The organism is Bacillus cereus group sp. BceL220 (assembly GCF_051776965.1).
In the GTDB taxonomy this organism is placed as follows: domain Bacteria; phylum Bacillota; class Bacilli; order Bacillales; family Bacillaceae_G; genus Bacillus_A; species Bacillus_A cereus.
In genome coordinates, this window is record NZ_JBPWBC010000002.1 from 617,982 (window position 1) to 640,373 (window position 22,392).

The following is a 22,392-nucleotide window of genomic DNA, read 5'->3' on the forward strand; positions in this document are numbered from 1 at the left end:
TGTTCAAAATAAGAAAGAATGAAAAGGAGGGTAAGAAATGGCGAAACAACAAAATAAACAAAATGTACAAGTTGCACAGCAACAAGCTTATACTTCTGAAACGAATGCTGCATCTCAATCGGTTATTGAGGAGCAAATTAGCGATACGGTTGCAGAAGGAACTATTGATGTGAAGCTCGGAAAAGAATCGCAGGAAAAAGCGTAAGAAGAGGGGAGAGTTGCATCTCCTCTTTTTTCATGGAAAAGTGTCGATTTTCAAAACTATAATCAAATTCCTTGGTTTTTATATGTGGATTTCTTACAATGAAATATAAGAGATATCTTATTTTCTATAGAAGAGGTGTTAGTAGTGGCAAAAATATTAGTAGCGGGAAAAATTCCGGAAATTGGATTAGAACTATTAAAAGATCATGATGTAGAAATGTACGATAAAGAGGAGTTAATTTCTATAGATGAATTAACAGAGCGTGTAAAAGATAAAGATGCATTATTGAGTTTACTTTCGACAAAGGTGCCAAAAGAAGTTATTGATGCAGCGCCTCATTTAAAGATTATTGCAAATTATGGTGCTGGTTACGACAATATTGATTACACGTATGCGGGTGAAAAAGGAATTGCAGTAACGAATACACCGAAAGTATCAACGGAAGCGACTGCAGAATTAACATTTGCACTTCTTTTAGCAGCGGCGCGTAGAATTCCTGAAGGGGATACGTTATGTCGTACGACTGGATTTAACGGATGGGCACCGTTATTTTTCTTAGGACGAGAAGTCCACGGTAAGACAATCGGAATTATTGGTCTTGGAGAAATCGGGAAGGCTGTTGCAAAACGTGCGAAAGCATTTGGAATGGATGTTTTATATACAGGGCCAAATCGTAAGTTTGAAGCTGAAAGTGAACTGGGAGCAACGTATGTGACGTTGGAAAAATTATTACAAACAGCAGATTTTATTACAATTAACTGTGCTTATAATCCGAAATTACATCATATGATTGATGAAGAGCAGTTTAAAATGATGAAGAAAACAGCGTATATTGTAAATGCTTCACGTGGACCAATTATGAATGAAGCAGCACTTGCTCATGCATTAAAAACGAATGAAATTGAAGGGGCAGCTCTTGATGTGTTTGAATTTGAACCGAAAATTACAGAAGAGCTAAAAGAGTTAAAGAATGTAGTACTTGCTCCACACGTAGGGAATGCAACGTTTGAAACTCGTGATGCGATGGCTGAAATGGCTGTCAGAAATATTTTAGCTGTATTAAACGGCGAAGAGCCAGTAACACCTGTAAATCAAAAGGTATTAGTCACAAAATAAAAAGAAACCTTCCGGACTCGGAAGGTTTTCTTATTTTTCTTTATTCGCTTTTTTAGACGGTCTTTGTCTAATGAATTGAGATAACATGTACAAAATATATAGTGGAATGGCAATGAATAAGAAAACAGAAAAATTGCCAAATCCTGTTTGATACATTGTAATAATGATTCCAACTAAAAATAGTGTAATAATGATGCTATATCGTGGAATTGGTACATCTTTTAAACTTGGGATACGAATGCGGCTCACCATTAAAAATGCGAACGTTACAAATACGGTAATAAGAACGATTTTTGGAATGGTATGTGAAAATAATGTTAAGAAAGCAACAAGCCCTCCCGCTGCTGTAATCGGTACTCCAGTGAAATATTTCATTGAAGTAGAAGATGGTGTTACATTAAATCGTGCTAAACGATATGCTCCGAAAAGAGGGAATAATCCCGCTATGTATAATCCGATGATTCCGTAGTTTGAGAAAGATGTGTAATACATTAAAACAGCAGGTGCTGCACCAAATGTTACGACATCTGCAAGCGAGTCGAGCTCTTTTCCCATTTGTGAATCAACACGTAATAAACGAGCAACACGACCATCAAGACTATCTAACATCATCCCGATAAGTACTAAAATAGCAGCTGATTTATAATATCCTAAAGATGCATAGCCGATTGATAAAAATCCGCTATATAAATTTCCGAGCGTAAATAAGTTTGGAATAGCTGCTCTATACAAAATCTGATCCCTTGCTTTCTGTAATAAATTCTTAATTAGTGTATGAAAGTTTACTTATTTTATCATACCATAAATTTATTCCTCATACGAAAGAAATTACCAATTTGTGAAAGATTTCATAGAAGGGTGATTTAAAAATTAAGTGAAAATAAAAAGAGGAAGCAACTTGTATAAAGTTGCTTCCTTTACTATTCAAATTTCGTTGTCATGGTTCCAGTTTTATATTGATTATTAGGATCGAAACGTAATAAATCTCCATAAATTAATTTATCGGAGAGTTTTAATTCTGTTTTTGCTTTTTCAATATACGGCTGACATAGCGTCATATCAGCTTCTTCACCCGTACTTCTTTTGTAGCACATATTTTTTGTATAAACATACTCTTCAGAAACAAAGCTACCATCACGCATTACCATAAGCGGGTCTTTTTCTTTAATAAATAAGTCAGTTCCAAATTCAACGGATTTATTTGTTTTAATACCAAGTAAATGAAGGAGCGTTGGTTTAATATCAATTTGACCAGATACTTTAGAAACAACTTTTCCTTCTTGACCAGGCACATGAATAATAAGAGGAACTCGTTGTAATTGCATAGAATCGAATGGTGTAATAGTATCTTTTCCTAGGAACTGTGCCATAGCTGCGTTATGGTTTTCGGAAATACCATAATGATCACCATAAATGACAATAACGGAATTATCATACAGTCCTTCTTCTTTTAATTGTTTAATAAATAATTTAAGAGCTTCATCTGTGTAACGAACAGTTGGGAAGTAGCGGTTTACAACACCACTTTCTGAGTTGAATTCATCAACATATTGGTCTTCCGGATTTAGAAGAAACGGAAAATGATTTGTTAATGTAATAAATTTTGTATAGAACGGTTGCGGTAAAGATTTTAACTTTGGAATAGATTGTTCAAAGAACTGTTTATCTTTTAATCCCCAACCGACAGACATTTGTTCCGTTCCTGCGTAATCATTTAAATTAAAGTAACGATCATATCCAAGCGCAGGATACATTACATCCCGATTCCAAAACGTTTTATCATTTGAATGGAAGACGGCAGAAGAATATCCGTATTTCTTTAATTGTTCTGGTGTCGCTGTGTATTCGTTTGTTGCATGAGTAAAGAATACAGAACCACGATCTAGCGGATAAAGTGAGTTTTCAACGATAAATTCAGCATCAGAAGTTTTGCCTTGTCCAGTTTGATGATAGAAGTTATCGAAATAGAAACTATCCTTAATAAATTCATTTAAAAATGGGGTAATTTCTTTTCCATTTATTTTTTTATTAATAACAAAGCTTTGTGTAGATTCCATTGAAATTAAAATTACATTTTTACCTTTTGCAGCTCCAAATAAGTTTTTATCAACTTGTTTGTCTTTTGAGTCTGTATAGTTTTTGATTTCAGAAAATCCATCCCCACTTGCAAATACACGCTCAGCTGAAGACTTGGATTGAAGTGTAATATCAAATAGATGATATGTGTATAAACCTAAATTCTTTACGACAGTTTGACGGTCAAATGAGCGCGAGAACATTTGTGGTTTATAAATAACTGATACAACAATTTGTAGTGCTAATAAAGCTGTTACACCGCTAAAGAAAGTTCGCTTCTCTGAGCGGGAAAGTGGTGTTTTGTCGCCAAATGATGGGAATTTACGCGAAATAAACATTAAAATAATTGCATCTGCAAATAAAAGTAATGTTTTGTACGTAAAGAGTTCTTTTATACTTGTCCCTAAATCAGCCATATTGTTTGTTTGGAATAAAACCGGGAAAGTAACGAAATCGTTATAGAACCCATAAAACATTGCGTTTCCAAATAAAATAAATGACAGTATAAAACTGATTCCAATTATAATTCGGTTTCGGTGCTTAGATGCAAGTAAAGCTAAGCCGAAAAATAAAAGTAACGCAGCTAGTGGATTAATAAAAAGCATGAATTCTTCAAAGAAATTATCAATTTTAATATCAAATGCTAGCTTGTACACAATATATGTTTTAATCCATAGTAAAACGACTGCAACGAGTGCAAATCGCAGTTTTGGAAACAGATGTTGTAGCATAATATACTCCTCTCCTAAAAAGCATGACAGTTCTTGTGAGTCAGTTTGCTTAACGACTCATTTTATATATACGAACAGTCCTTTGTTATTATGATTATTATACTATGAGTATCATTATACGAAAATAAAAGAGAGTTGTGGGCTTTTTTATAATAATCGAGTAGAAAAAGAGTGGTGGGAGACAATAAAACAGAATTTCTATGTATGATAATTATCGTACGCAGAAAGAATCGCGTGATAATACGGAGGTTATAATGCGAAAATTATTATATTTTATAGCATGCAGTAGTGTTATACTTTTTACCTCACCGAGTGTGTCAATAGCTCAATATGATGCACCTCTTATGGAAGATGCACTTTATTCTGTTTTATTTCCAAAAATAAATAAAGCAATTGAAAAACAATATGGAAGTTTGAAACCGTATCAATGTCCTAAAATTATTAGTTTAAAAAAAGTGTATAGCGGTACATATTTATTTCAAGCAAGTATTGAAGTGACAAAGTATGAACGTGTTGCTGGGAAAATTGCTCCCCCATTTGAGAAGGTAACGATTACATTTAATAACGAAGAAGGCGAATGGGAAGTGAGAAAGATTTCAGTAAAGCGCTTACCAAATGATACAAAATTAAACTGTAAAAAAACAATATAAAAAATTGTTTGACAAATAAAATGGTCCTTTGGTATTGTTAATAGCAACAATTAGATGTTTGAAAATTAAATAGACTTACCTCATCTACTCTCAAAGGTAGAGGCCGCGATAGGAAAGAGTAAGCTATGGGAGATTTCATGGAATCTGTGATCATAGGCTGAAAGGGACTATTGCCGAAATATAAGAATAACCATCTTATTCATATATTGGGACTACATTGAATAAATGTAGTACTGTCATAAGATTTATTTTATGGAGAGCTATTTGGAGATGTTGATGCGGTTTCTTATTTTGAGGAGATAACAACTCGTTTATTTTTTCAATATATATTTTTCCTAATAAGAAACGCGTGTGAACATTGTTCCGCGCGTTTTTTGTCTATCTAAAAGCGTGCTGCAATGAATAGAAGATTGGGGTTATGAGTTTTAGAGGAAATAAGGGAGGAATTTAAATGTATTTACACGGCACAAGCCGAATTAATGGGCAAGGACACTTAGAAATTGGAGGGTGCGATACGACGCAGCTAGCAAAGCAATACGGAACACCACTTTATGTATACGATGAAGAGTCTATTCGAGGAAAATGCCGAGCATTTCATCGTGCTTTTAAAGAAAGTGGTTTCTCTTATCAAGTAGCATATGCAAGCAAGGCGTTCTTGTGCATGGAGATGTGCCGAGTAGCTCGTGAAGAGAATATGTCATTAGACGTTGTTTCTGGAGGAGAATTATATACTGCGCTCCAAGCAGGATTTCCAGCATCACGTATTCATTTTCATGGAAATAATAAAACAGAAGAAGAGATAGTGATGGCTCTTCAGGCGAATATCGGTTGTTTTGTCGTAGATAATTTCTTTGAATTAGAAGTTTTACACGATTTAGCGATGCAACATGGAAAGTTTGTGAACATATTAATTCGTGTAACGCCTGGAGTAGAGGCGCACACACATGAATATATTACAACAGGCCAAGATGATTCGAAATTTGGATTTGGCGTTTCAAACGGTCAAGCGATGCAGGCAATTGGATTTGCTTTACAAAAATCCAATTATAATGTGCTAGGGATTCATTCACATATCGGATCGCAAATATTTGAAACAGCTGGCTTTGTTCGAGCGATTGAAGTTCTTCGCCAATTTTTAGAAGAAGTGAGAGAGCAAACAAACTATGTAGTAAAAGTGTTAAATGTAGGCGGGGGATTTGGAATACGCTACACAGAGTCGGATACACCGTTAACTCTTGAGACATATGTGCGAGCTGTAACAAGTGCAGTGAGAGAACAATTTACTGTATGTGAATATCCATTGCCAGAAATATGGATTGAACCAGGCCGTAGCATTGTAGGTGATGCTGGGACAACAATTTATACAGTTGGATCTGTGAAAGATATTCCTGGTATTCGGAAATATGTATCAGTCGATGGTGGAATGACAGATAATTTAAGACCTGCTTTATATAGTGCGCGTTATGAAGCAATGTTAGCGAATCGAGGGAATGATGAGAATGAGGAACTCGTTTCGATTGCGGGGAAATGTTGTGAGAGCGGAGATATGTTGATTTGGGATATTCATTTACCAAAAGTCGCTTCTGCTGATTTACTAGCAGTTTCCTGTACAGGAGCCTACGGGTACTCGATGGCGAATAATTACAATCGGATTCGAAGACCAGCCGTTGTCTTTGCAAAAGGCGGAACATCGCAAGTAGTTGTGGAACGCGAAACATATGAAAATATTATTGGGAACGATCGCATACGTATTAAAGAGCTTGTTTAAATAGAAAAAGGAGTTGTTCGGATGGGCAATTCCTTTTTTGTAAAATAAAATAATTAAAATATATCGGAAAACTAGGATTGAAAAAAATCAGAATTGTGATAAAATACAAATACAAAGCTTATCAAGAGAAGCGGAGGGAACTGGCCCGAAGAAGCTCGGCAACCTGCTTATAGAAAGCAAGGTGCTAAATCCAGCAAAATGGAATCCATTTTGAAAGATAAGGTAAAATATATTACCGAACAGTCTTTTCGAAATGGGAAAGATTTTTTTTATGAATAAAAAGGGGGGCTGTTCGCGTGGGTGTACGGGAACATTTTGATGAAGTATCCGAGAAGATTGAAGCGATGCTTGCTGATATGAAATATGGCTCAATTACAATTGTTGTGCAAGATGGAAAAGTAATTCAGTTAGAGAAAAGTGAAAAAGTACGCTTAAAGTGAAAAGCGCTGACTAGAAAAACTAGAGGCGGTTTTAACCTATTTTCATTAGGTTAAAACCGTCTTTTTGCTTTTACAGGGGGAAAAAACATGTTGACGTATGAAACGTGGGAAGAAAATGTTGTTTCGTTTTCGGAAGAAGATGAAACAAAAGGCGCGTTATCAGTATTAAATTGGGCTTATGAAGAGTATAAAGATGAAATCGTCTACGCATGTAGCTTTGGGGTGGAAGGTATGGTATTACTGCACCTTATAAACCAAGTAAATCCATCTGCTAAAGTTGTATTTTTGGATACAAATGTTCATTTTCAAGAAACATATGAATTAATTCAAAGAGTGAGGGAACGATTTCCTTCATTGAATATTATAGAAAAGCAGCCAGAACTTACACTTGATGAACAGGCGAAGTTGCATGGTGAAAAACTGTGGGAGAGCAATCCGAATCTTTGTTGTAAGATTAGAAAAATTTTACCTTTAGAAAAATCATTAGTCGTGGAAAAAGCATGGATATCGGGCTTAAGAAGGGAACAATCAGAAACACGTAAGCATACAAAGTTTATAAATCAAGATCATCGTTTTCAATCTATTAAAGTTTGTCCACTCATTCATTGGACGTGGAAAGAAGTTTGGCGATATGTATACAAACATAGCTTGCCGTATAACCCGTTGCATGATGTTGGCTATCCAAGTATTGGGTGTGAGAAATGTACTTTACCTGTAGGGGATGGTGGCGATTCAAGAGATGGTAGATGGGCTGGGAAAGTGAAAACCGAATGTGGTCTTCATTATCAATAAGATGAATCTTGAAATAAAGCTAAGAGGGGATATAGAAAATGAGCACAGTAAACGAATTAGTAAACCGTATAGATGAGACATATGATATATCACAAATTGAAAAAGAAATTAAATTAGACAACATTGCTTTAAGTGATTTAGAACTATTGGCGACAGGTGGATATAGCCCGCTTACTGGTTTTTTGGGGAAGGAAGATTATGATTCAGTCGTAGAAACGCTTCGTTTAGCAAATGGTAGTGTGTGGAGTATACCAATTACATTACCGGTAACAGAAGAAGTCGCAGAAAGCCTGAAGACCGGAGAGGAAGTAAAGCTTGTCAACAATGGAAATATATATGGTGCTATTCAAATAGAAGATATTTTCGTACCAGATAAAGAAAAAGAAGCGTTACTTGTATATAAAACAACGGATGAGGCTCATCCAGGAGTGAAAAAATTATATGAACGACCAAACGTTTACGTTGGAGGAACTATTATTCTAACAAAACGCTTTGAAAATAATCAATTTCCTTCTTATCATTTAGACCCAATTGAAACGAGAGAAGAATTTAAAAAACGTGGGTGGAAAACAGTAGTCGGATTTCAAACGAGAAACCCGGTACATCGTGCCCATGAGTATATTCAAAAATCTGCTCTTGAAATTGTAGATGGTCTCTTTTTAAATCCACTCGTTGGAGAAACGAAATCGGACGATATTCCTGCTGATGTAAGAATGGAAAGCTATGAAGTACTCCTTCAAAACTATTATCCGAAAAATCGTGTCTTTTTAAGTGTATTTCCTGCTGCAATGCGTTACGCAGGACCAAGGGAAGCGATATTTCATGCGTTAGTAAGAAAGAATTTTGGATGTACCCACTTTATTGTAGGACGTGATCATGCCGGAGTAGGAGATTATTACGGAACATACGAAGCGCAAGAAATCTTCACGAATTTTACGATAGAAGAGTTAGGCATTACACCACTATTCTTTGAACATAGTTTTTACTGCACGAAATGTGAAGCGATGGCTTCAACGAAAACATGCCCGCACGGAAAAGAAAATCATGTTATTTTATCAGGTACGAAAGTAAGAGAATTATTAAGAAACGGTGAGATTCCGCCAAGTACATTTAGTCGTAAAGAAGTAGTAGAAGTGCTAATTAAAGGTTTAAAAAAAGAAGTAGTAACAGAATAGGGAGAGAACGAGATGGATACGAATATTACTTGGCATACAGCTTCGGTTTCAAAAGATGAGAGAAGAGTGAAGAATGGACATCACAGTTTTGTAATTTGGTTTACTGGTTTATCAGCTTCGGGTAAATCTACAGTAGCGAATGCGGTCGCTCGTAAATTGTTTGAAAAGAATATTGGAAATTATGTGCTGGATGGGGATAACATTCGCCACGGTTTAAATAAAGACTTAGGATTTTCTGAAAGTGATCGCATGGAAAATATAAGACGTATTGGCGAAGTGGCAAAGTTATTTGTAGATCAAGGAACAGTTGTCCTTACAGCATTTATTTCACCATTTCGAGTAGACCGCAAACAAGTAAGAGATTTATTAGCGGCAGATGAATTTATTGAAATTTTTGTGAAGTGTCCGATTGAAGAGTGTGAGAAACGTGATCCGAAAGGGCTTTATAAAAAGGCAAGAAAAGGTGATATTAAGGATTTCACAGGTATTGATTCGCCTTATGAAGAGCCAGAGCAAGCAGAATTAATTGTAGAAACGCACAAATATTCTATTGAAGAATGTGCAGAACAAATCGTGCAGTACTTACAAGAGCGTAGTTTTATCCCGCTATTTGCCGGGAAGTAAAATTCCTACCTCAAAGTTCGGTTGGGGCAAGGAAGTTAGGTGGGGGTCGGGCTGCCCGTAAATACCCGATTGGTTAAGGCTAATAATCAGCGTGGGATGAACAAAACTCTACTGATTAAAGTTTCACTTTATATAGGGGGATTTAAAAATGAGTTATGAAAAAGTATGGGCTAACAATGAAAAACTAAATCAAACGGAGAAAAATAAATTAGAAAAAGATGGATTAGAAATTTTTAATGATATTCCTTACTATGCGGAAAATGGATTTGAATCTATTCCGAAAGAAGAGTGGGATGCCTTTAAATGGGCAGGATTGTATTTACAACGTCCAAAAGAAGCTGGTTATTTTATGATGCGGGTAAATATTCCGTCAGGGATTATTACAAATGCGCAGGCAGAAGTACTTGCTTCTATCGCTGAGGATTATGGACGTGATGTAATAGATATTACTACGAGACAGGCGATTCAGTTTCACTGGTTAGAAATTCAGCAAATTCCAGATATTTTTAAAAGATTAGCAAGAGTTGGATTATCTTCAGCGGGGGCTTGTGGTGATATAACGCGGAATATTACAGGTAATCCGCTTGCTGGAATTGATGCAAATGAACTATTTGATACGACACATATTGTGAAAGAGGTATATGACTATTTCCAACATAATGAAGAGTTTTCTAATTTGCCACGTAAATTTAAAATGTCTATTAGTTCTAATATTTATAACTCAGCAAACGCAGAGATTAACTGTGTTGCATTTACACCTGCTACGAAAGAAATAGATGGTGAGAAAAAAGTTGGTTTTCATATAAAAGTAGGCGGAGGATTATCAGCCCGTCCATATTTAGCTGATGAATTAGATGTGTTCGTTTTACCAGAAGAAGTGAAGGCAGTGGCAATTGCGATTGCTACTATATTCCGTGATTTTGGATATCGTGAGAAACGTCATTTAGCCCGTTTGAAATTTCTTGTTGCGGACTGGGGAGCAGAGAAATTTAAAGAGAAACTAATAGAGTATACAGGGCCTTTACAAAGTAAAGGGGAAAGTGCACTCAAAGGATGGAATGCAGGCTATTTTTATGGTGTTCAAGACCAAAAACAAGAGGGATTAAAATATGTAGGTTTTAATGTACCGGTAGGTCGTTTACATGCAGAAGAAATGTTTGAGATTGCAAGAATCGCAAAGCAATATGGAAATGGACAAATTCGTACATGTAATTCACAAAATTTCATTATTCCGAACGTTCCTCCGGAAAATGTAAAAGGATTACTTAGTGAACCGTTGTTTGAAGCGATATCTGCAAGCCCAAAATCATTTATTGGTCATGCGGTTTCATGTACCGGTATTGAATATTGTAATCTTGCACTAGTAGAAACGAAAGAAAGATTACGAAAAATTGCAGAATACTTAGATACACAAATTGCACTCGATGTTCCAGTTCGAATTCATATGGTAGGCTGCCCGAATTCATGTGGTCAACGTCAAATTGCTGACATTGGGTTACAAGGGGTGAAAATGAAAACGAAGGAAAAGGGAATTGTTGAAGCATTTGAGATATATGTAGGTGGAACGTTGTTAGATGGCGGTGCCTACAATCAAAAGTTAAAAGGAAAAATAGATGGCGAGGATTTACCTGATGTACTCGCATCATTTATAAGTTATTTCAAAGAGAATAAATTACCAGCCGAAACATTTTATGATTTTGTAGGGCGTGTTGGTGTAGACACATTACAAATAGCGTTAAATAACGTGTTAGAAGAAGTCATAGCGTCTTAGGGGGGACAATATGGATTTATATCGATTTGAAGCTGTATTAGTGAGTGATATTGTTCCGATTGTTGTTGTTGCTCAAAGTGAAGAACAGGCATTTAAGCTTGCGGAGATTGAGCTTGAAAAACATTTCTTACCGTTGCCAGAGGTAAAAGAGATTTCTTTGTTTGAAAAAAAGAAGATTCGAAAAGGTGCAGCATTTGTTATTCATGAGTAGAGATTAGTAATACGAAAAAATAAAAACTTCCATTCTTATATACGAATGGAAGTTTCATTTTAATAGTAGAAATGAGGAGAGATGATGGGGAAGGTTTATATTGTTGGAGCGGGTCCTGGCGATCCAGATTTAATTACTGTTAAAGGGTTGAAATGTATTGAGAAGGCAGATGTTATTTTATACGATCGCCTTGTGAATAAAGAGCTGCTTTCACACGCAAAGCCTGACGCGGATTTAATTTATTGCGGGAAACTCCCGAATTATCACACGATGAAGCAAGAAACAATTAATACATTTCTTATTAAGTATGCGAAAAAAGGGAAAGTTGTAACGAGGCTTAAGGGCGGCGATCCATTTGTATTTGGTAGAGGGGGAGAAGAAGCGGAAGCATTAGCAAAGCAAGGTGTACCATTTGAAATCGTCCCAGGTATTTCGTCTGGAATAGCTGCACCTGCTTATGCTGGTATTCCAGTGACGCACCGTGATGCAAGTGCAAGTTTTGCTATTGTGACTGGGCATAGGAAAGAAGGTGCTGAAGAAGAAGTGAAATGGGAAAGTTTAGCGAAAGGTGTAGAGACTTTAGCGATATATATGGGGGTTAGTAATTTGCCCTACATATGTGAGCAACTTATGAAGCATGGAAAAGATAAAAGTACGCCAGCTGCTATTATTGAGCAGGGGACGACGTCTATGCAACGTACAGTTGTTGGGACATTAGGAACAATTGTAGATGTTGCGAAAAAAGAGCAAATTCAAAATCCGAGCATGATTGTAATTGGAGAAGTTGTCCGTTTTAGAGAAAAAATCCATTGGTTTGAGAAGCAAACGGAAAATGCTTATCAAGTAAGTGGAGTGTTGTAAAATGAAAGCCGTCTTATATATATGTCATGGAAGTCGTTTGAAGACAGCGAAAGAAGAGGCGATTCAATTTATTACATCGTGTATGAGTCGTATAGAAGCGAATATTCAAGAAGTTTGTTTTTTAGAGTTAGCGAATCCTTCTATTGAAGATGGTTTTCGTACATGTGTGAAGCGTGGGGCCACGGAGATTATTGCCATCCCTGTTTTTTTATTAGCGGCAGGTCATGTGAAGAAAGATATTCCATTTGAATTGGTAAAGCTCAAGAATCAATATCCGAATGTTAAAGTGACTTATGGTAATCCGTTTGGTGTATCAGAAACACTTATCAAATCAGTATATAACGGAAGTGGTATTGAAAAGGAAGGGAAGGCTGAAGTGACCCTTCTGCTCGTTGCAAGAGGAAGTAGTGATCCTGAAGTATTACAAGATATAAAATGGATCGCCTCTTTATTTCAAGCTGAGGAGAAAATTAAAAAAGTTGAGGTTTGTTATTTAGCGGCTGCGGAGCCGAAATTTGAGAGGAAATTGAAGGAAGTTGTAGAACGGGAAGTGGAGAACATCGTTGTGCTACCTTATTTGTTATTTACAGGTTTACTTATGAAACATATTGAGAAAGAAGTGCGCCAATATGCATTGGAAGAGATAAAAATCAGTCCATATTTAGGGAAGAATGAAGCGTTACAAGATATGTTAATTCAGAAAACGACGGAGTTATTGAAAGGAGATCAGTATGTATCCACTTACAGTGCGAGTTAATGAGAAACGCGTTGTTGTTATTGGTGGGGGAAAAGTTGCAGGATTTAAAATTATTCCTTTACTCAAACAAGGTGCGGATATAGTTGTGATCAGTCCAGAATTAGATGCGAATTTAGTAAAACTTGTGGAAGAAAAGAAAATTCGTTGGTATCAAAGAGAATATGAAAAAAGTGATATTAAAAATGCTTTTTTAGTTGTTGCAGCGAGTAGTGATTCAATATTAAATGAACAAGTTGCTGAAGATGCCGCAGAGAATCAATTAGTAAATGTTATTACAAATCCGGAAAGTGGTAATGTTCACTTTCCAGCAGCGATTCATCGTGGTTTGCTTAATATAGCAGTTTCTACTGGGGGAGCGAGCCCAAAGCTCGCAAAAAAAATTCGAGATGAGATTGCAAATAAATATGATGAGACATATGAATCGTATTTAGATTTTTTATATGAAGTAAGGGTGAAGTTAAAAGATTTACAGTTAGAAAAGAGAGAACGAAATATATTACTCCAAGAAGTGTTGAAATCAGTATATGTGCAAAACGAGAGAGAAAGAGAAAGTTTTTTGCGAGAATTAGAGGGAAAGGTTTTAAAATAATAAAAGATAAAGTGCGCTTTACAAATATAAAAATATAATTTATAATCACAAGTAACTTCAATAGATGAAATCGATGAGCAAGAAGAGTACGTATATTTGATGCGTTCAGAGAGCTGGGGTTAGGTGGGAGCCCGGTACGATAAATTATACAGAATGGGCTTGCGAGAGGTATGTTGAACATTGTAGTAGGCAACCCGGGTTCCGCCGTTAAAAGGATAGAGTATCGGAATTATTCCTGTACTTGAACAAGTGGGATTTATCAATCCAATTGAGGTGGTACCACGGTATTTACATTACATATATCGTCCTCTACATGCATATTTGCGTGTAGGGGACTTTTTTATTTTCTAAAGGAGGTGTGCGAGTATGAAATGAAAGTGTATAATTAACAAAATTTTAAATATTCAGAAAAGGGGAATTTATGATGAAAGAAACACAGCAATGGACGTCGAAAATAGGCTTTGTACTCGCAGCAGCCGGAGCCGCAGTAGGTCTTGGTGCGATATGGAAATTTCCATATGTTGCAGGTAATGGCGGGGGAGGCGCATTCTTCCTTGTATTTTTACTATTAACTTTATTTATAGGTATGCCTCTTCTAATAGCGGAGTTTGTTATTGGACGTAGCACGCAAAAAGAGGCGGTTACAGCTTATAAAGTACTAGTGCCAAATAGCAAATTATATCCTTGGATTGGTCGTATGGGAGTTGCTACTTGTTTTAGTGTACTATCTTTTTATAGTGTTGTAGGTGGATGGATTTTACTTTATTTATATTATAGTGTGACAGGAAGTTTCTGGAATGGAGTAGCTGATTATGGACAATTGTTCGGTGAAACGATTTCAAATCCGTTAAGTGCGATTGGAGCGCAATTTATCTTTATGCTTTGTACGATTTTTGTTGTAAGTAAAGGTGTAGAGAAAGGTATAGAAAAGGCAAGTAAGTACATGATGCCGCTATTATTTATTTTATTTATTGCGATTATTGTTCGTGCGTTAACACTCGATGGTGCTTTTGCTGGAGTAGAGTTCTTCTTAAAACCAGATTTTTCAAAGCTGACAGCAGATACAATTTTATATGCGATGGGACAATCTTTCTTCTCGCTAACTGTAGGTGCCTCGGTAATGGTAACGTATAGTTCGTATTTAAAGAAAGAGGAACATTTAGCGAAATCGGCAACATCTATTGTAAGTTTAACTGTTTTTGTTACAGTACTTGCAGGATTAGCAATTTTCCCAGCGATTTTCGCATTAGGAGTTAAACCGACTGAAGGACCGGGATTACTGTTTATCGTCCTTCCAGCAGTATTTGCAAAAATACCATTTGGTCAATTTTTCTTTATTATGTTTTTAATTTTATTCTTCTTTGCGACTTTAACATCAGCAATTTCAATGCTTGAAATTGTAGTAGCATCTGTTGCGAAAGGTAATGAGAAGAAGCGTCCGTCAGCATCATTATTAATTGGTATTCTTATTTTTGCAGTCGGTATTCCATCAGCGTTATCATTTGGGATTATGAGTGACGTGAAAATATTTGGGAAAACATTCTTTGATTTAGTCGACTTTTCGGTAAGTAACGTATTGCTGCCGTTAGGAGTACTAGCTATTTCATTATTTGTACCAAATAAAATGAGTAAAGAGTTGTTGATGAAAGAATTAGAAGTGACGGAAACGAAGGGGAAAACGTTATTTAACATTTGGTTCTTCTTACTTCGTTATGTCATTCCGGTAACTGTAATAATTGTATTTTTAAATGTGATAGGTGTATTTAAAATGTTTGCATAAAAAAAGGCGGGGATCTCCCGTCTTTTTTTATGTTGTTGAATGTAATAGACGATTATACGCTTTATAGGCTGTGGTGACTGCGAGGAATGAACCGATTAAAAATAAAACTGATCCGCCAAATGTAAATATCCGGCCGATAAATGTCGCTCTAGCTTCTTCTATTTTTTGTTGTAATTGCGTATTCATATTGATCACCTCGTAAACTATAGGCATTTAGTTATAGTCTATGTAGAATGCCTATATTGTGTGAAGTGTAAATAAAAAACCTCGGTAGGTACCGAGGTTTTTTATAATCCGATATAAGGAGATGGGTCGACTGCGTTTGTCTTGCCGACATTCCATTCTCCAAGATGAAGTTCGAAGTGTAAATGTTGTCCGTATGATTGGCCAGTGTTCCCCATAAATCCAAGCTGATCGCCTTGTTTTACAGTTTGTCCATTCGATACAGAACGGCTATTCATATGAGCATATACTGTCGTATATGTTTTTCCGTTTATACGGTGAGATAAATACACTACGTTTCCGTAACTAGATGATAATTCTGAGCGAATAACAACGCCATCTGCAGCAGCGATAATTGGAACCGTTCCCGAAGCGGCGATGTCAATTCCTTTATGGTTATCTAAAGAACGTACACCAAATCCGGAAGTTTTTGATCCAGCTGCTGGTTTGATAAAGCCACCGATGTTTGTATCATGTGGTGTTGGAGCTGCTTGAGTTGCTTGAGCAGATTTAGTAGCTTGTTGTTTGCGAGCCTCTTCTGCCTGGCGAGCTTCTTCCGCTTTACGAGCTTCTTCGGCCCGTTTTTCTTCTTCAATTGCTTTTTGCACAGCTTGACGTTGATTTTCTAAAATGCCTTTGGATTCTTCTAATCCTTCAATCTCTGAATCTACTTTTGCTACTTTCGTATGTAGATCGTTAATAAGAGTCTGTTGCTGCTGTTGGTTATTTTGTAATTCTTGTTGTTTTTGTTCTAGTTTTTGCTCAGATTCTTTCAGTTGTTGTTCTTTTTTCTCAACAGCTTCTTTTTCTGTAGTTACAGCATTTTGATCAGATGTTTGTTTTTTTACAATATCTGTATCGTTGTTTAATATTAAACTTACGGAGTACATATTATCAACAAGATCAGCAATGTTTGTAGAGTTTGTTAATACTTCTGTAATGATATTTGTACGCGGTTTTTCTTGCATAGATTGTAATCGTTGTTTAATAACTTCCTGACGTGTATCTATGTTTGTTTGTAATTGTTCTATATGTTTCTTTTTGTCAGTAATTACTTGTTGTGTTTTGCTAATTTCTTTTTTTGTATCGTTTAATTCAGCCTCGTTTTTATTAATAGAAGTAGTTAATTCATCGATTTTCTTCTGTAATTCTTGAATTTCTTTTTCTATTTGTTCTTTCTCGACTGATTTATTTTGTAAGTCACTTTGTTTGCCTTCTAATTCAGATTGAATGTTAGATAATTTATCTTGATTTGTTTCAGCGTATACGGGTGAAAGTAACGGGGAAGCAAAAATCGTTCCTGCTGCTAAAACACTAAACGCTGCAAATTTCTTTTTCATAGTTGTCTGACTCCTTTCCCTATGAATGTTATATATCATAAGAAGAAGAGTGTCTATCGTTGTAATCATAATGTAAAGAAAACTTTATAAAATTGCTAAGTTTTGTCGGAATTTATCATTTTTCAACTTTAATTGTCATAGTACTTACATTTTATTTATGGCTGTAATAAAGGTATATTTTGGGATTTATCTGTAAAATACAGGAGGAAAGTAATAGTTTTTATGGGGTGAAATAGTACTTAGAAAGCTAATAAAACACTAGTGAGGAATCGTTCTCATGTGAGGTTTTCTAACATGGGTTTATTTTTTGTCAAGAAAATTATTTGCATTCGGGCAAAGTTATTTTGTTGTCAGATTTTAAATTTTGATTTATGATTTTTAACAGGGACAAAATGTAGTGAATTGTCGAATAATATGTAATACTCTTAATTTCTTAGTTTTATAGAGATAGAATGAGAGATAGAGTGACACATCGAAGAGGGGGTTACAACAAATATGAAAAGAATAGGACTTGCATGGCAAATATTAATAGGGCTTGCGCTTGGTATTGCGGTTGGGGCGATTTTCTTTGATAATCCAGCTGTTGTGAAGTACTTACAACCAATTGGTGATATTTTCATCCGATTAATTAAAATGATCGTTGTACCGATTGTTGTAGCAAGTATTGTTGTTGGGGTTGCTGGTGTTGGCGATGTTAAAAAACTAGGTCGACTAGGCGGAAAAACAATTCTTTACTTTGAAATTATTACAACAATTGCAATTATTGTTGGTCTATTAATAGCGAATATTTTCCAACCAGGAAAAGGCGTAAATATGGAGCAGTTAACAAAGACAGATATTTCGAAATATACACATACGACAGAGCAAGTACAAAGTCATTCATTTGCAGATACGTTTGTAAATATTGTTCCAACAAACATTATGAAGTCATTGGCTGACGGAGATATGCTTGCTATTATCTTCTTCTCTGTACTATTTGGTTTAGGTGTAGCAGCAATTGGTGAAAGAGGAAGACCAGTTCTTCAATTTTTCCAAGGTGTAGCTGACGCAATGTTTTATGTAACAAACCAAGTTATGAAATTTGCACCATTTGGTGTGTTTGCACTAATTGGTGTTACAGTTTCTACATTTGGTCTTGCTTCATTAATTCCATTAGGGAAATTGCTAATTGTCGTATATGGGGCAATGATCTTCTTCGTCGTAGTTGTCTTAGGACTTACAGCGAAAATATTTGGAATTAACATTTTCCAATTCTTTAAGATTTTAAAAGACGAGCTGATCTTAGCGTATTCTACAGCAAGTTCAGAAACAGTTTTACCAAAAATCATGGAGAAAATGGAGAAATTCGGTTGTCCGAAAGCAATTACATCTTTCGTTATTCCGACAGGTTATTCATTTAACTTAGATGGATCAACTTTATATCAAGCAATTGCGGCTATTTTCTTGGCGCAAATGTACGGTATTGATTTATCTATTACACAACAAATTACATTATTACTTGTATTAATGGTTACATCAAAAGGTATCGCAGGTGTACCGGGCGTATCATTCGTTGTATTATTAGCGACACTTGGTACAGTAGGTATTCCACCTGAAGGTTTAGCGTTCATTGCTGGTATTGACCGTATTTTAGATATGGCTCGTACAGCAGTTAACGTTGTAGGAAACTCTTTAGCAGCTGTAGTTATGTCTAAGTGGGAAGGTCAATATGACGCTGAAAAAGGACAAGCTTATTTAAAAGAGATTTCTGAAAAGGGTCAAGCTGCTTAATTATAATATGAACAAGCTCTCACATAATATGTGGGAGCTTTTCTGTATATAGAAGAGGAGTATACATAATGAAACGTAAATATGGTGACGGTTCTTCGTGGAAAAGACTAATAGAAAAGAGTTATAGGCTTAAGCAAGTGGAAGAGGGAATGCTCGGAATACTGGATATAAAAAAGGTGAGAGAGCCTAGTTGTAAAGAATATGATGGTAAAGAAATTTGTATTGCAAGTGATGGGTATACGTGGGTTCAATATTTCATTAATGGAAAGAACTTTGCGATTACAGTTATGTTAGATGATAGGCACAATTTAGTGCAATATTATATTGATGTGACGAAAGAATATGAAATAGACGATCGTGGTTTACCGTATTTTGATGATTTATATTTAGATGTAGTATTATTACCTAGCGGTAAGGTGTATGTATTAGATGAAGAGGAGCTAGAGGATGCTTATAAAAGTGGCGATGTCACGAAGGAAGAGTATGAGTTAGCTTGGTACACTACGAAATGGATATTAGCAGCAATAAAAAATAGTGAATTTTATTGGATTTCAATATTGGAAGAAGAAATCGAAAAGTTAAAATGATTATTGTATTCAAATTTTTGTATAATTACCAAAAAAATCTATACAAAAAATAATTGACTTTTGTTTTGTAAGCGAGTAAAGTTAGGGAAGAAATTATTATTAAAAAATAAATATGAAACCTTCTTATAAAGAGAGGCGGAGGGACTGGCCCTACGATGCCTCGGCAGCGGACTCGATTTCAGAGTGCTGTGCCAAATCCAGCAAGCATGTGCTTGAAAGATGAGAAGAGCGTTTCTTATAGATGTATAAGACCTCTTCTCACCGGAAGAGGTCTTTTGTTATTCATTAGAAAAAGGTTGAAACTAGGGAGAGATGGTACTTTGAAAGAAACGAGAGGAAATGGTTTAGCTTTATTACCACTTGGGATATTTTTGGCGCTATTTATTGGTTCTGGAATTATTACAGGTGATTTCTATAAATTGCCGATACTTGTAGCGATTTCAATTGCTGTAGGAGTCGCTTTAGTGATGAATCGTAAAGAAAGTTTTAATGTGAAAGTAGAGCGGTTCGCTAAAGGTGCAGGAAATCCGGATATTATGATTATGGTATTAATTTTTGTGCTTGCAGGTGCATTTTCTGAAACTGCTAAAGGAATGGGTGGAGTAGACTCAACTGTTAATTTAGCGTTAACTATTTTACCGCCAGGATTTATCGTAGCTGGAATCTTTGTTATTGGTGCATTTATTTCATTAGCAATGGGAACTTCAATGGGAACAATTGCAGCATTAGCGCCGATTGCTGTGGGTATTAGTGGTCAAACTGATATCTCAATTGCGCTTGCAATGGCTACTGTTGTTGGGGGAGCGATGTTTGGTGATAATTTATCATTTATTTCAGATACAACAATCGCAGCTGTTCGTTCACAAGGAACAGAAATGAAAGATAAGTTTAAAACGAATTTTTTAATTGTGTTACCAGCGGCTATTATTACAATTGTACTATTAGTAATAGTTACTTCAGGAAGTGACACGCAAATTAAAGCACATAGCTTTGATTGGATAAAGATTTTACCGTACGCAGGAGTACTTATTACAGCGCTACTTGGCTGGAATGTACTTATTGTATTAACTGGTGGAACTGTATTATCTGGTGTTATCGGTCTTATAGATGGAAGTTACACGTTAGAAAGTTTCTTTAAAAGTGTAACGACTGGAATGGGCGGTATGATGGAGTTAGTATTACTTGCTATATTAATTGGCGGTATGGTTGAATTAATCCAATATAATGGTGGTATTCAATATTTAATGAATGTATTAACACGTAATATTCGTTCGAAAAAAGGTGCAGAATTTGGTATTGCTGGTTTAGTAAGTATGACTAATATGTGTACAGCGAATAATACGATTTCGATTATCTTTACAGGCCCGCTTGCAAAAAATATTGCAGATCAATATGAAATAGACCCTCGTAAATCAGCGAGTGTATTAGATCTTTTCTCATGTTGTGTACAAGGATTAATTCCGTACGGTGCCCAAATGTTAACGGCAGCAGGATTTGCAGCGTTATCTCCGGTTGAATTGTTGCCATATGCATTTTATCCAATCTTAGTTGGAGTATGTGGGATTCTTTCTATTTTAATTGGATTTCCAAGATTTTCGAAAGTAGCTGAGAAAAAAGAGTATCATAAAACAGCTTAATTTAATATGAATGTTAGTAATTAAAAAAACGTGCAGAGAATAAACTCTGCACGTTTTTTTGCGTAAAGGGCTGAATATGACTCGGTCTTAAGTCTGAGTTAAAAACGGTTCTTAAGCTCGTTATGGAAAGATGAAAAAATAGTTAAGATAAGAGTATCAAATCGAAGGGAGGCAAGCACAAGATGAAACAATTTCTAGCGTTTATCGCAGCCGGTATTTTGGCTTTAATTGCTCTTGGTAGTCTTGCTGGTATTGTAGGATTCGCAATCGGAGCAGGAGTTGTATATTGGAGCTATAAATCATTTGTGCGAGCTAAGTCATTTTTTGGAAAGTTAGCTTGGGGTATTGTTGGTTTAATCGGTTTATCCATTGCGCTTTCTCATTCACCAGCATTAATCGGTATCGCTGCTTTAGTGGTTTTATACTACGGATACCGTGAGTGGAAAAAAGAAAAAGATGTAGTTGTTGAATCTGCTCCAGAAAGTTCTAAACCATATAGCAACTTTGAAGATGAGTGGAACAAATTAATGAAAAACTAAAACAATAAATCAAATTATAAATAAAGTAGAAGAGAGGAAGATTTATAATGAAACAATCTTTATTCGGACGTGTACGCGATGCAATTTTAGCTGATTTTCATAACGTGTTAGATGAGAAGGAAAGAAAAAATCCAATTGCGATGTTAAACCAATATTTACGTGATAGTGAGCGTGAAATAACAAAAATTGAGAAGTTAATTGAACGTCATAAAACATTAAAATCTAACTTTGCTCGTGAGCTTGAGCAAGCACGTTATTTCGTTAACAAAAGATCAAAGCAAGCTATCATTGCTCAAGAAGCAGGCGAATTACAATTGCACGAACGTGCGTTAGAAGAGGTAGCTTATTATGAAGGGCAAGTAACTCGATTAGAAGAAATGTATGCAGGTGTTGTAGAGCAAATTGATGAGTTAGAGCGTCGTCTTTCTGAAATGAAAAATAAATTAAAAGAAATGCACGCAAAGCGTATGGAACTAATGGCACGTGAAAATATGGCACATGCAAATCGTCGTATGAATACTGCGATGCATAAAATGGATGAAAATAATCCGTTCTTACGATTTGAAGAAATTGAAGATCACATTCGTGACTTAGAAACTCGTATGAATGAAGAACATGAGCGTGACACATTTGATATGAAAATTGCAAAACTTGAGCGTGAAATGAAAGAAAAGAATGATGTATCGTTAACGAAAGAGTTAACAAAATAATAGTAGTATATTATAAAACAGGCTTATGATATAGTGATAGG

23 protein-coding genes, 3 riboswitches and 1 other annotated feature are annotated in these 22,392 nt (G+C 35.7%); of the genes, 19 read left to right on the forward strand and 4 right to left on the reverse strand.

Annotated features, from left to right (window positions below):
• The first annotated feature begins 37 nt into the window (after nt 1–37).
• Nucleotides 38–205, forward strand: coding sequence for a DUF4025 domain-containing protein (locus ACS2FK_RS08105; protein ID WP_001118893.1), 168 nt, complete (start codon nt 38–40; stop codon nt 203–205).
• 144 nt (nt 206–349) lie between these two features.
• Nucleotides 350–1,321, forward strand: coding sequence for an NAD(P)-dependent oxidoreductase (locus ACS2FK_RS08110; RefSeq protein ID WP_063546924.1), 972 nt, complete (start codon nt 350–352; stop codon nt 1,319–1,321).
• Between the two features lie 30 nt (nt 1,322–1,351).
• Here the strand turns inward: ACS2FK_RS08110 and pssA are convergent, their stop codons facing one another.
• Nucleotides 1,352–2,053 (reverse strand): CDP-diacylglycerol--serine O-phosphatidyltransferase, encoded by a 702-nt coding sequence (pssA, locus tag ACS2FK_RS08115; protein WP_000285417.1) that lies wholly within the window; start codon nt 2,051–2,053, stop codon nt 1,352–1,354.
• 188 nt (nt 2,054–2,241) lie between these two features.
• A complete protein-coding gene (locus tag ACS2FK_RS08120) occupies nt 2,242–4,128 on the reverse strand; it encodes an LTA synthase family protein (RefSeq protein ID WP_000939084.1) in 1,887 nt (628 codons plus the stop codon).
• A gap of 254 nt (nt 4,129–4,382) precedes the next feature.
• Between ACS2FK_RS08120 and ACS2FK_RS08125 the strand changes: the two genes are divergently transcribed.
• From ACS2FK_RS08125 to ACS2FK_RS08180, 12 genes are all read left to right on the forward strand, one after another.
• Complete coding sequence (locus ACS2FK_RS08125) at nt 4,383–4,778, forward strand: DUF3888 domain-containing protein (RefSeq protein WP_001228819.1); 396 nt, start codon at nt 4,383–4,385, stop codon at nt 4,776–4,778.
• A gap of 89 nt (nt 4,779–4,867) precedes the next feature.
• Nucleotides 4,868–5,049, forward strand: a riboswitch (Lysine riboswitch).
• Between the two features lie 180 nt (nt 5,050–5,229).
• Entirely contained in the window at nt 5,230–6,546 is a 1,317-nt protein-coding gene (lysA, locus tag ACS2FK_RS08130; protein ID WP_000280643.1) for a diaminopimelate decarboxylase, read from the forward strand.
• A 115-nt stretch (nt 6,547–6,661) separates the two neighbouring features.
• Nucleotides 6,662–6,770, forward strand: a riboswitch (SAM riboswitch).
• A 72-nt stretch (nt 6,771–6,842) separates the two neighbouring features.
• Nucleotides 6,843–6,986, forward strand: a complete 144-nt coding sequence (locus ACS2FK_RS08135) for a YezD family protein (protein ID WP_000538896.1) — start codon at nt 6,843–6,845, stop codon at nt 6,984–6,986.
• A gap of 87 nt (nt 6,987–7,073) precedes the next feature.
• Nucleotides 7,074–7,778: a phosphoadenylyl-sulfate reductase gene (locus ACS2FK_RS08140; protein ID WP_000959018.1), complete on the forward strand. Its 705-nt coding sequence runs from the start codon at nt 7,074–7,076 to the stop codon at nt 7,776–7,778.
• Between the two features lie 38 nt (nt 7,779–7,816).
• Entirely contained in the window at nt 7,817–8,953 is a 1,137-nt protein-coding gene (gene sat / locus ACS2FK_RS08145; RefSeq protein ID WP_000108780.1) for a sulfate adenylyltransferase, read from the forward strand.
• Nucleotides 8,954–8,965: 12 nt separating this feature from the next.
• A complete protein-coding gene (gene cysC, locus ACS2FK_RS08150; protein ID WP_000380507.1) occupies nt 8,966–9,577 on the forward strand; it encodes an adenylyl-sulfate kinase in 612 nt (203 codons plus the stop codon).
• Between the two features lie 148 nt (nt 9,578–9,725).
• Nucleotides 9,726–11,348: a nitrite/sulfite reductase gene (locus ACS2FK_RS08155; RefSeq protein WP_000119611.1), complete on the forward strand. Its 1,623-nt coding sequence runs from the start codon at nt 9,726–9,728 to the stop codon at nt 11,346–11,348.
• A 10-nt stretch (nt 11,349–11,358) separates the two neighbouring features.
• Nucleotides 11,359–11,559, forward strand: coding sequence for a DUF3906 family protein (locus ACS2FK_RS08160; RefSeq protein WP_000366918.1), 201 nt, complete (start codon nt 11,359–11,361; stop codon nt 11,557–11,559).
• An 84-nt stretch (nt 11,560–11,643) separates the two neighbouring features.
• A complete protein-coding gene (gene cobA, locus ACS2FK_RS08165; RefSeq protein ID WP_000521256.1) occupies nt 11,644–12,420 on the forward strand; it encodes a uroporphyrinogen-III C-methyltransferase in 777 nt (258 codons plus the stop codon).
• Nucleotide 12,421: 1 nt separating this feature from the next.
• Complete coding sequence (locus tag ACS2FK_RS08170) at nt 12,422–13,177, forward strand: sirohydrochlorin chelatase (protein WP_000648881.1); 756 nt, start codon at nt 12,422–12,424, stop codon at nt 13,175–13,177.
• Nucleotides 13,152–13,766 carry an NAD(P)-binding protein gene (locus tag ACS2FK_RS08175; RefSeq protein ID WP_000283352.1) on the forward strand — a complete coding sequence of 205 codons (615 nt, stop codon included), beginning with the start codon at nt 13,152–13,154 and terminating at the stop codon, nt 13,764–13,766. Before ACS2FK_RS08170 ends, ACS2FK_RS08175 begins: the two co-directional genes overlap by 26 nt.
• A gap of 64 nt (nt 13,767–13,830) precedes the next feature.
• Nucleotides 13,831–14,079, forward strand: a binding site (T-box leader).
• Between the two features lie 111 nt (nt 14,080–14,190).
• A complete protein-coding gene (locus ACS2FK_RS08180; protein ID WP_043924636.1) occupies nt 14,191–15,546 on the forward strand; it encodes a sodium-dependent transporter in 1,356 nt (451 codons plus the stop codon).
• Between the two features lie 27 nt (nt 15,547–15,573).
• On the opposite strand, the gene ACS2FK_RS08185 is transcribed toward ACS2FK_RS08180, so the two are convergent.
• Nucleotides 15,574–15,732, reverse strand: coding sequence for a hypothetical protein (locus ACS2FK_RS08185; protein WP_001095997.1), 159 nt, complete (start codon nt 15,730–15,732; stop codon nt 15,574–15,576).
• A 101-nt stretch (nt 15,733–15,833) separates the two neighbouring features.
• The gene (locus tag ACS2FK_RS08190) at nt 15,834–17,108 is read right to left on the reverse strand and encodes a murein hydrolase activator EnvC family protein (protein WP_000726083.1); all 1,275 of its coding nucleotides are present in this window, start codon (nt 17,106–17,108) and stop codon (nt 15,834–15,836) included.
• Between the two features lie 495 nt (nt 17,109–17,603).
• Here ACS2FK_RS08190 and gltP point away from each other — a divergent pair, with 495 nt between their 5' ends.
• The 5 genes from gltP (at nt 17,604) to ACS2FK_RS08215 (ending at nt 22,351) form a co-directional block, all read left to right on the forward strand.
• Nucleotides 17,604–18,878, forward strand: a complete 1,275-nt coding sequence (gene gltP, locus ACS2FK_RS08195; protein ID WP_000821130.1) for a glutamate/aspartate:proton symporter GltP — start codon at nt 17,604–17,606, stop codon at nt 18,876–18,878.
• A 68-nt stretch (nt 18,879–18,946) separates the two neighbouring features.
• Nucleotides 18,947–19,465, forward strand: a complete 519-nt coding sequence (locus tag ACS2FK_RS08200) for a DUF402 domain-containing protein (protein ID WP_063546925.1) — start codon at nt 18,947–18,949, stop codon at nt 19,463–19,465.
• 120 nt (nt 19,466–19,585) lie between these two features.
• Nucleotides 19,586–19,691, forward strand: a riboswitch (SAM riboswitch).
• Between the two features lie 94 nt (nt 19,692–19,785).
• On the forward strand, nt 19,786–21,102 hold the full coding sequence (locus tag ACS2FK_RS08205; protein WP_000665495.1) for a Na+/H+ antiporter NhaC family protein: 1,317 nt from the start codon (nt 19,786–19,788) through the stop codon (nt 21,100–21,102).
• A 182-nt stretch (nt 21,103–21,284) separates the two neighbouring features.
• Nucleotides 21,285–21,641, forward strand: coding sequence for a lmo0954 family membrane protein (locus tag ACS2FK_RS08210; protein ID WP_000808640.1), 357 nt, complete (start codon nt 21,285–21,287; stop codon nt 21,639–21,641).
• A gap of 47 nt (nt 21,642–21,688) precedes the next feature.
• Nucleotides 21,689–22,351 (forward strand): PspA/IM30 family protein, encoded by a 663-nt coding sequence (locus tag ACS2FK_RS08215; RefSeq protein ID WP_000814127.1) that lies wholly within the window; start codon nt 21,689–21,691, stop codon nt 22,349–22,351.
• Nucleotides 22,352–22,392 lie beyond the last annotated feature (41 nt).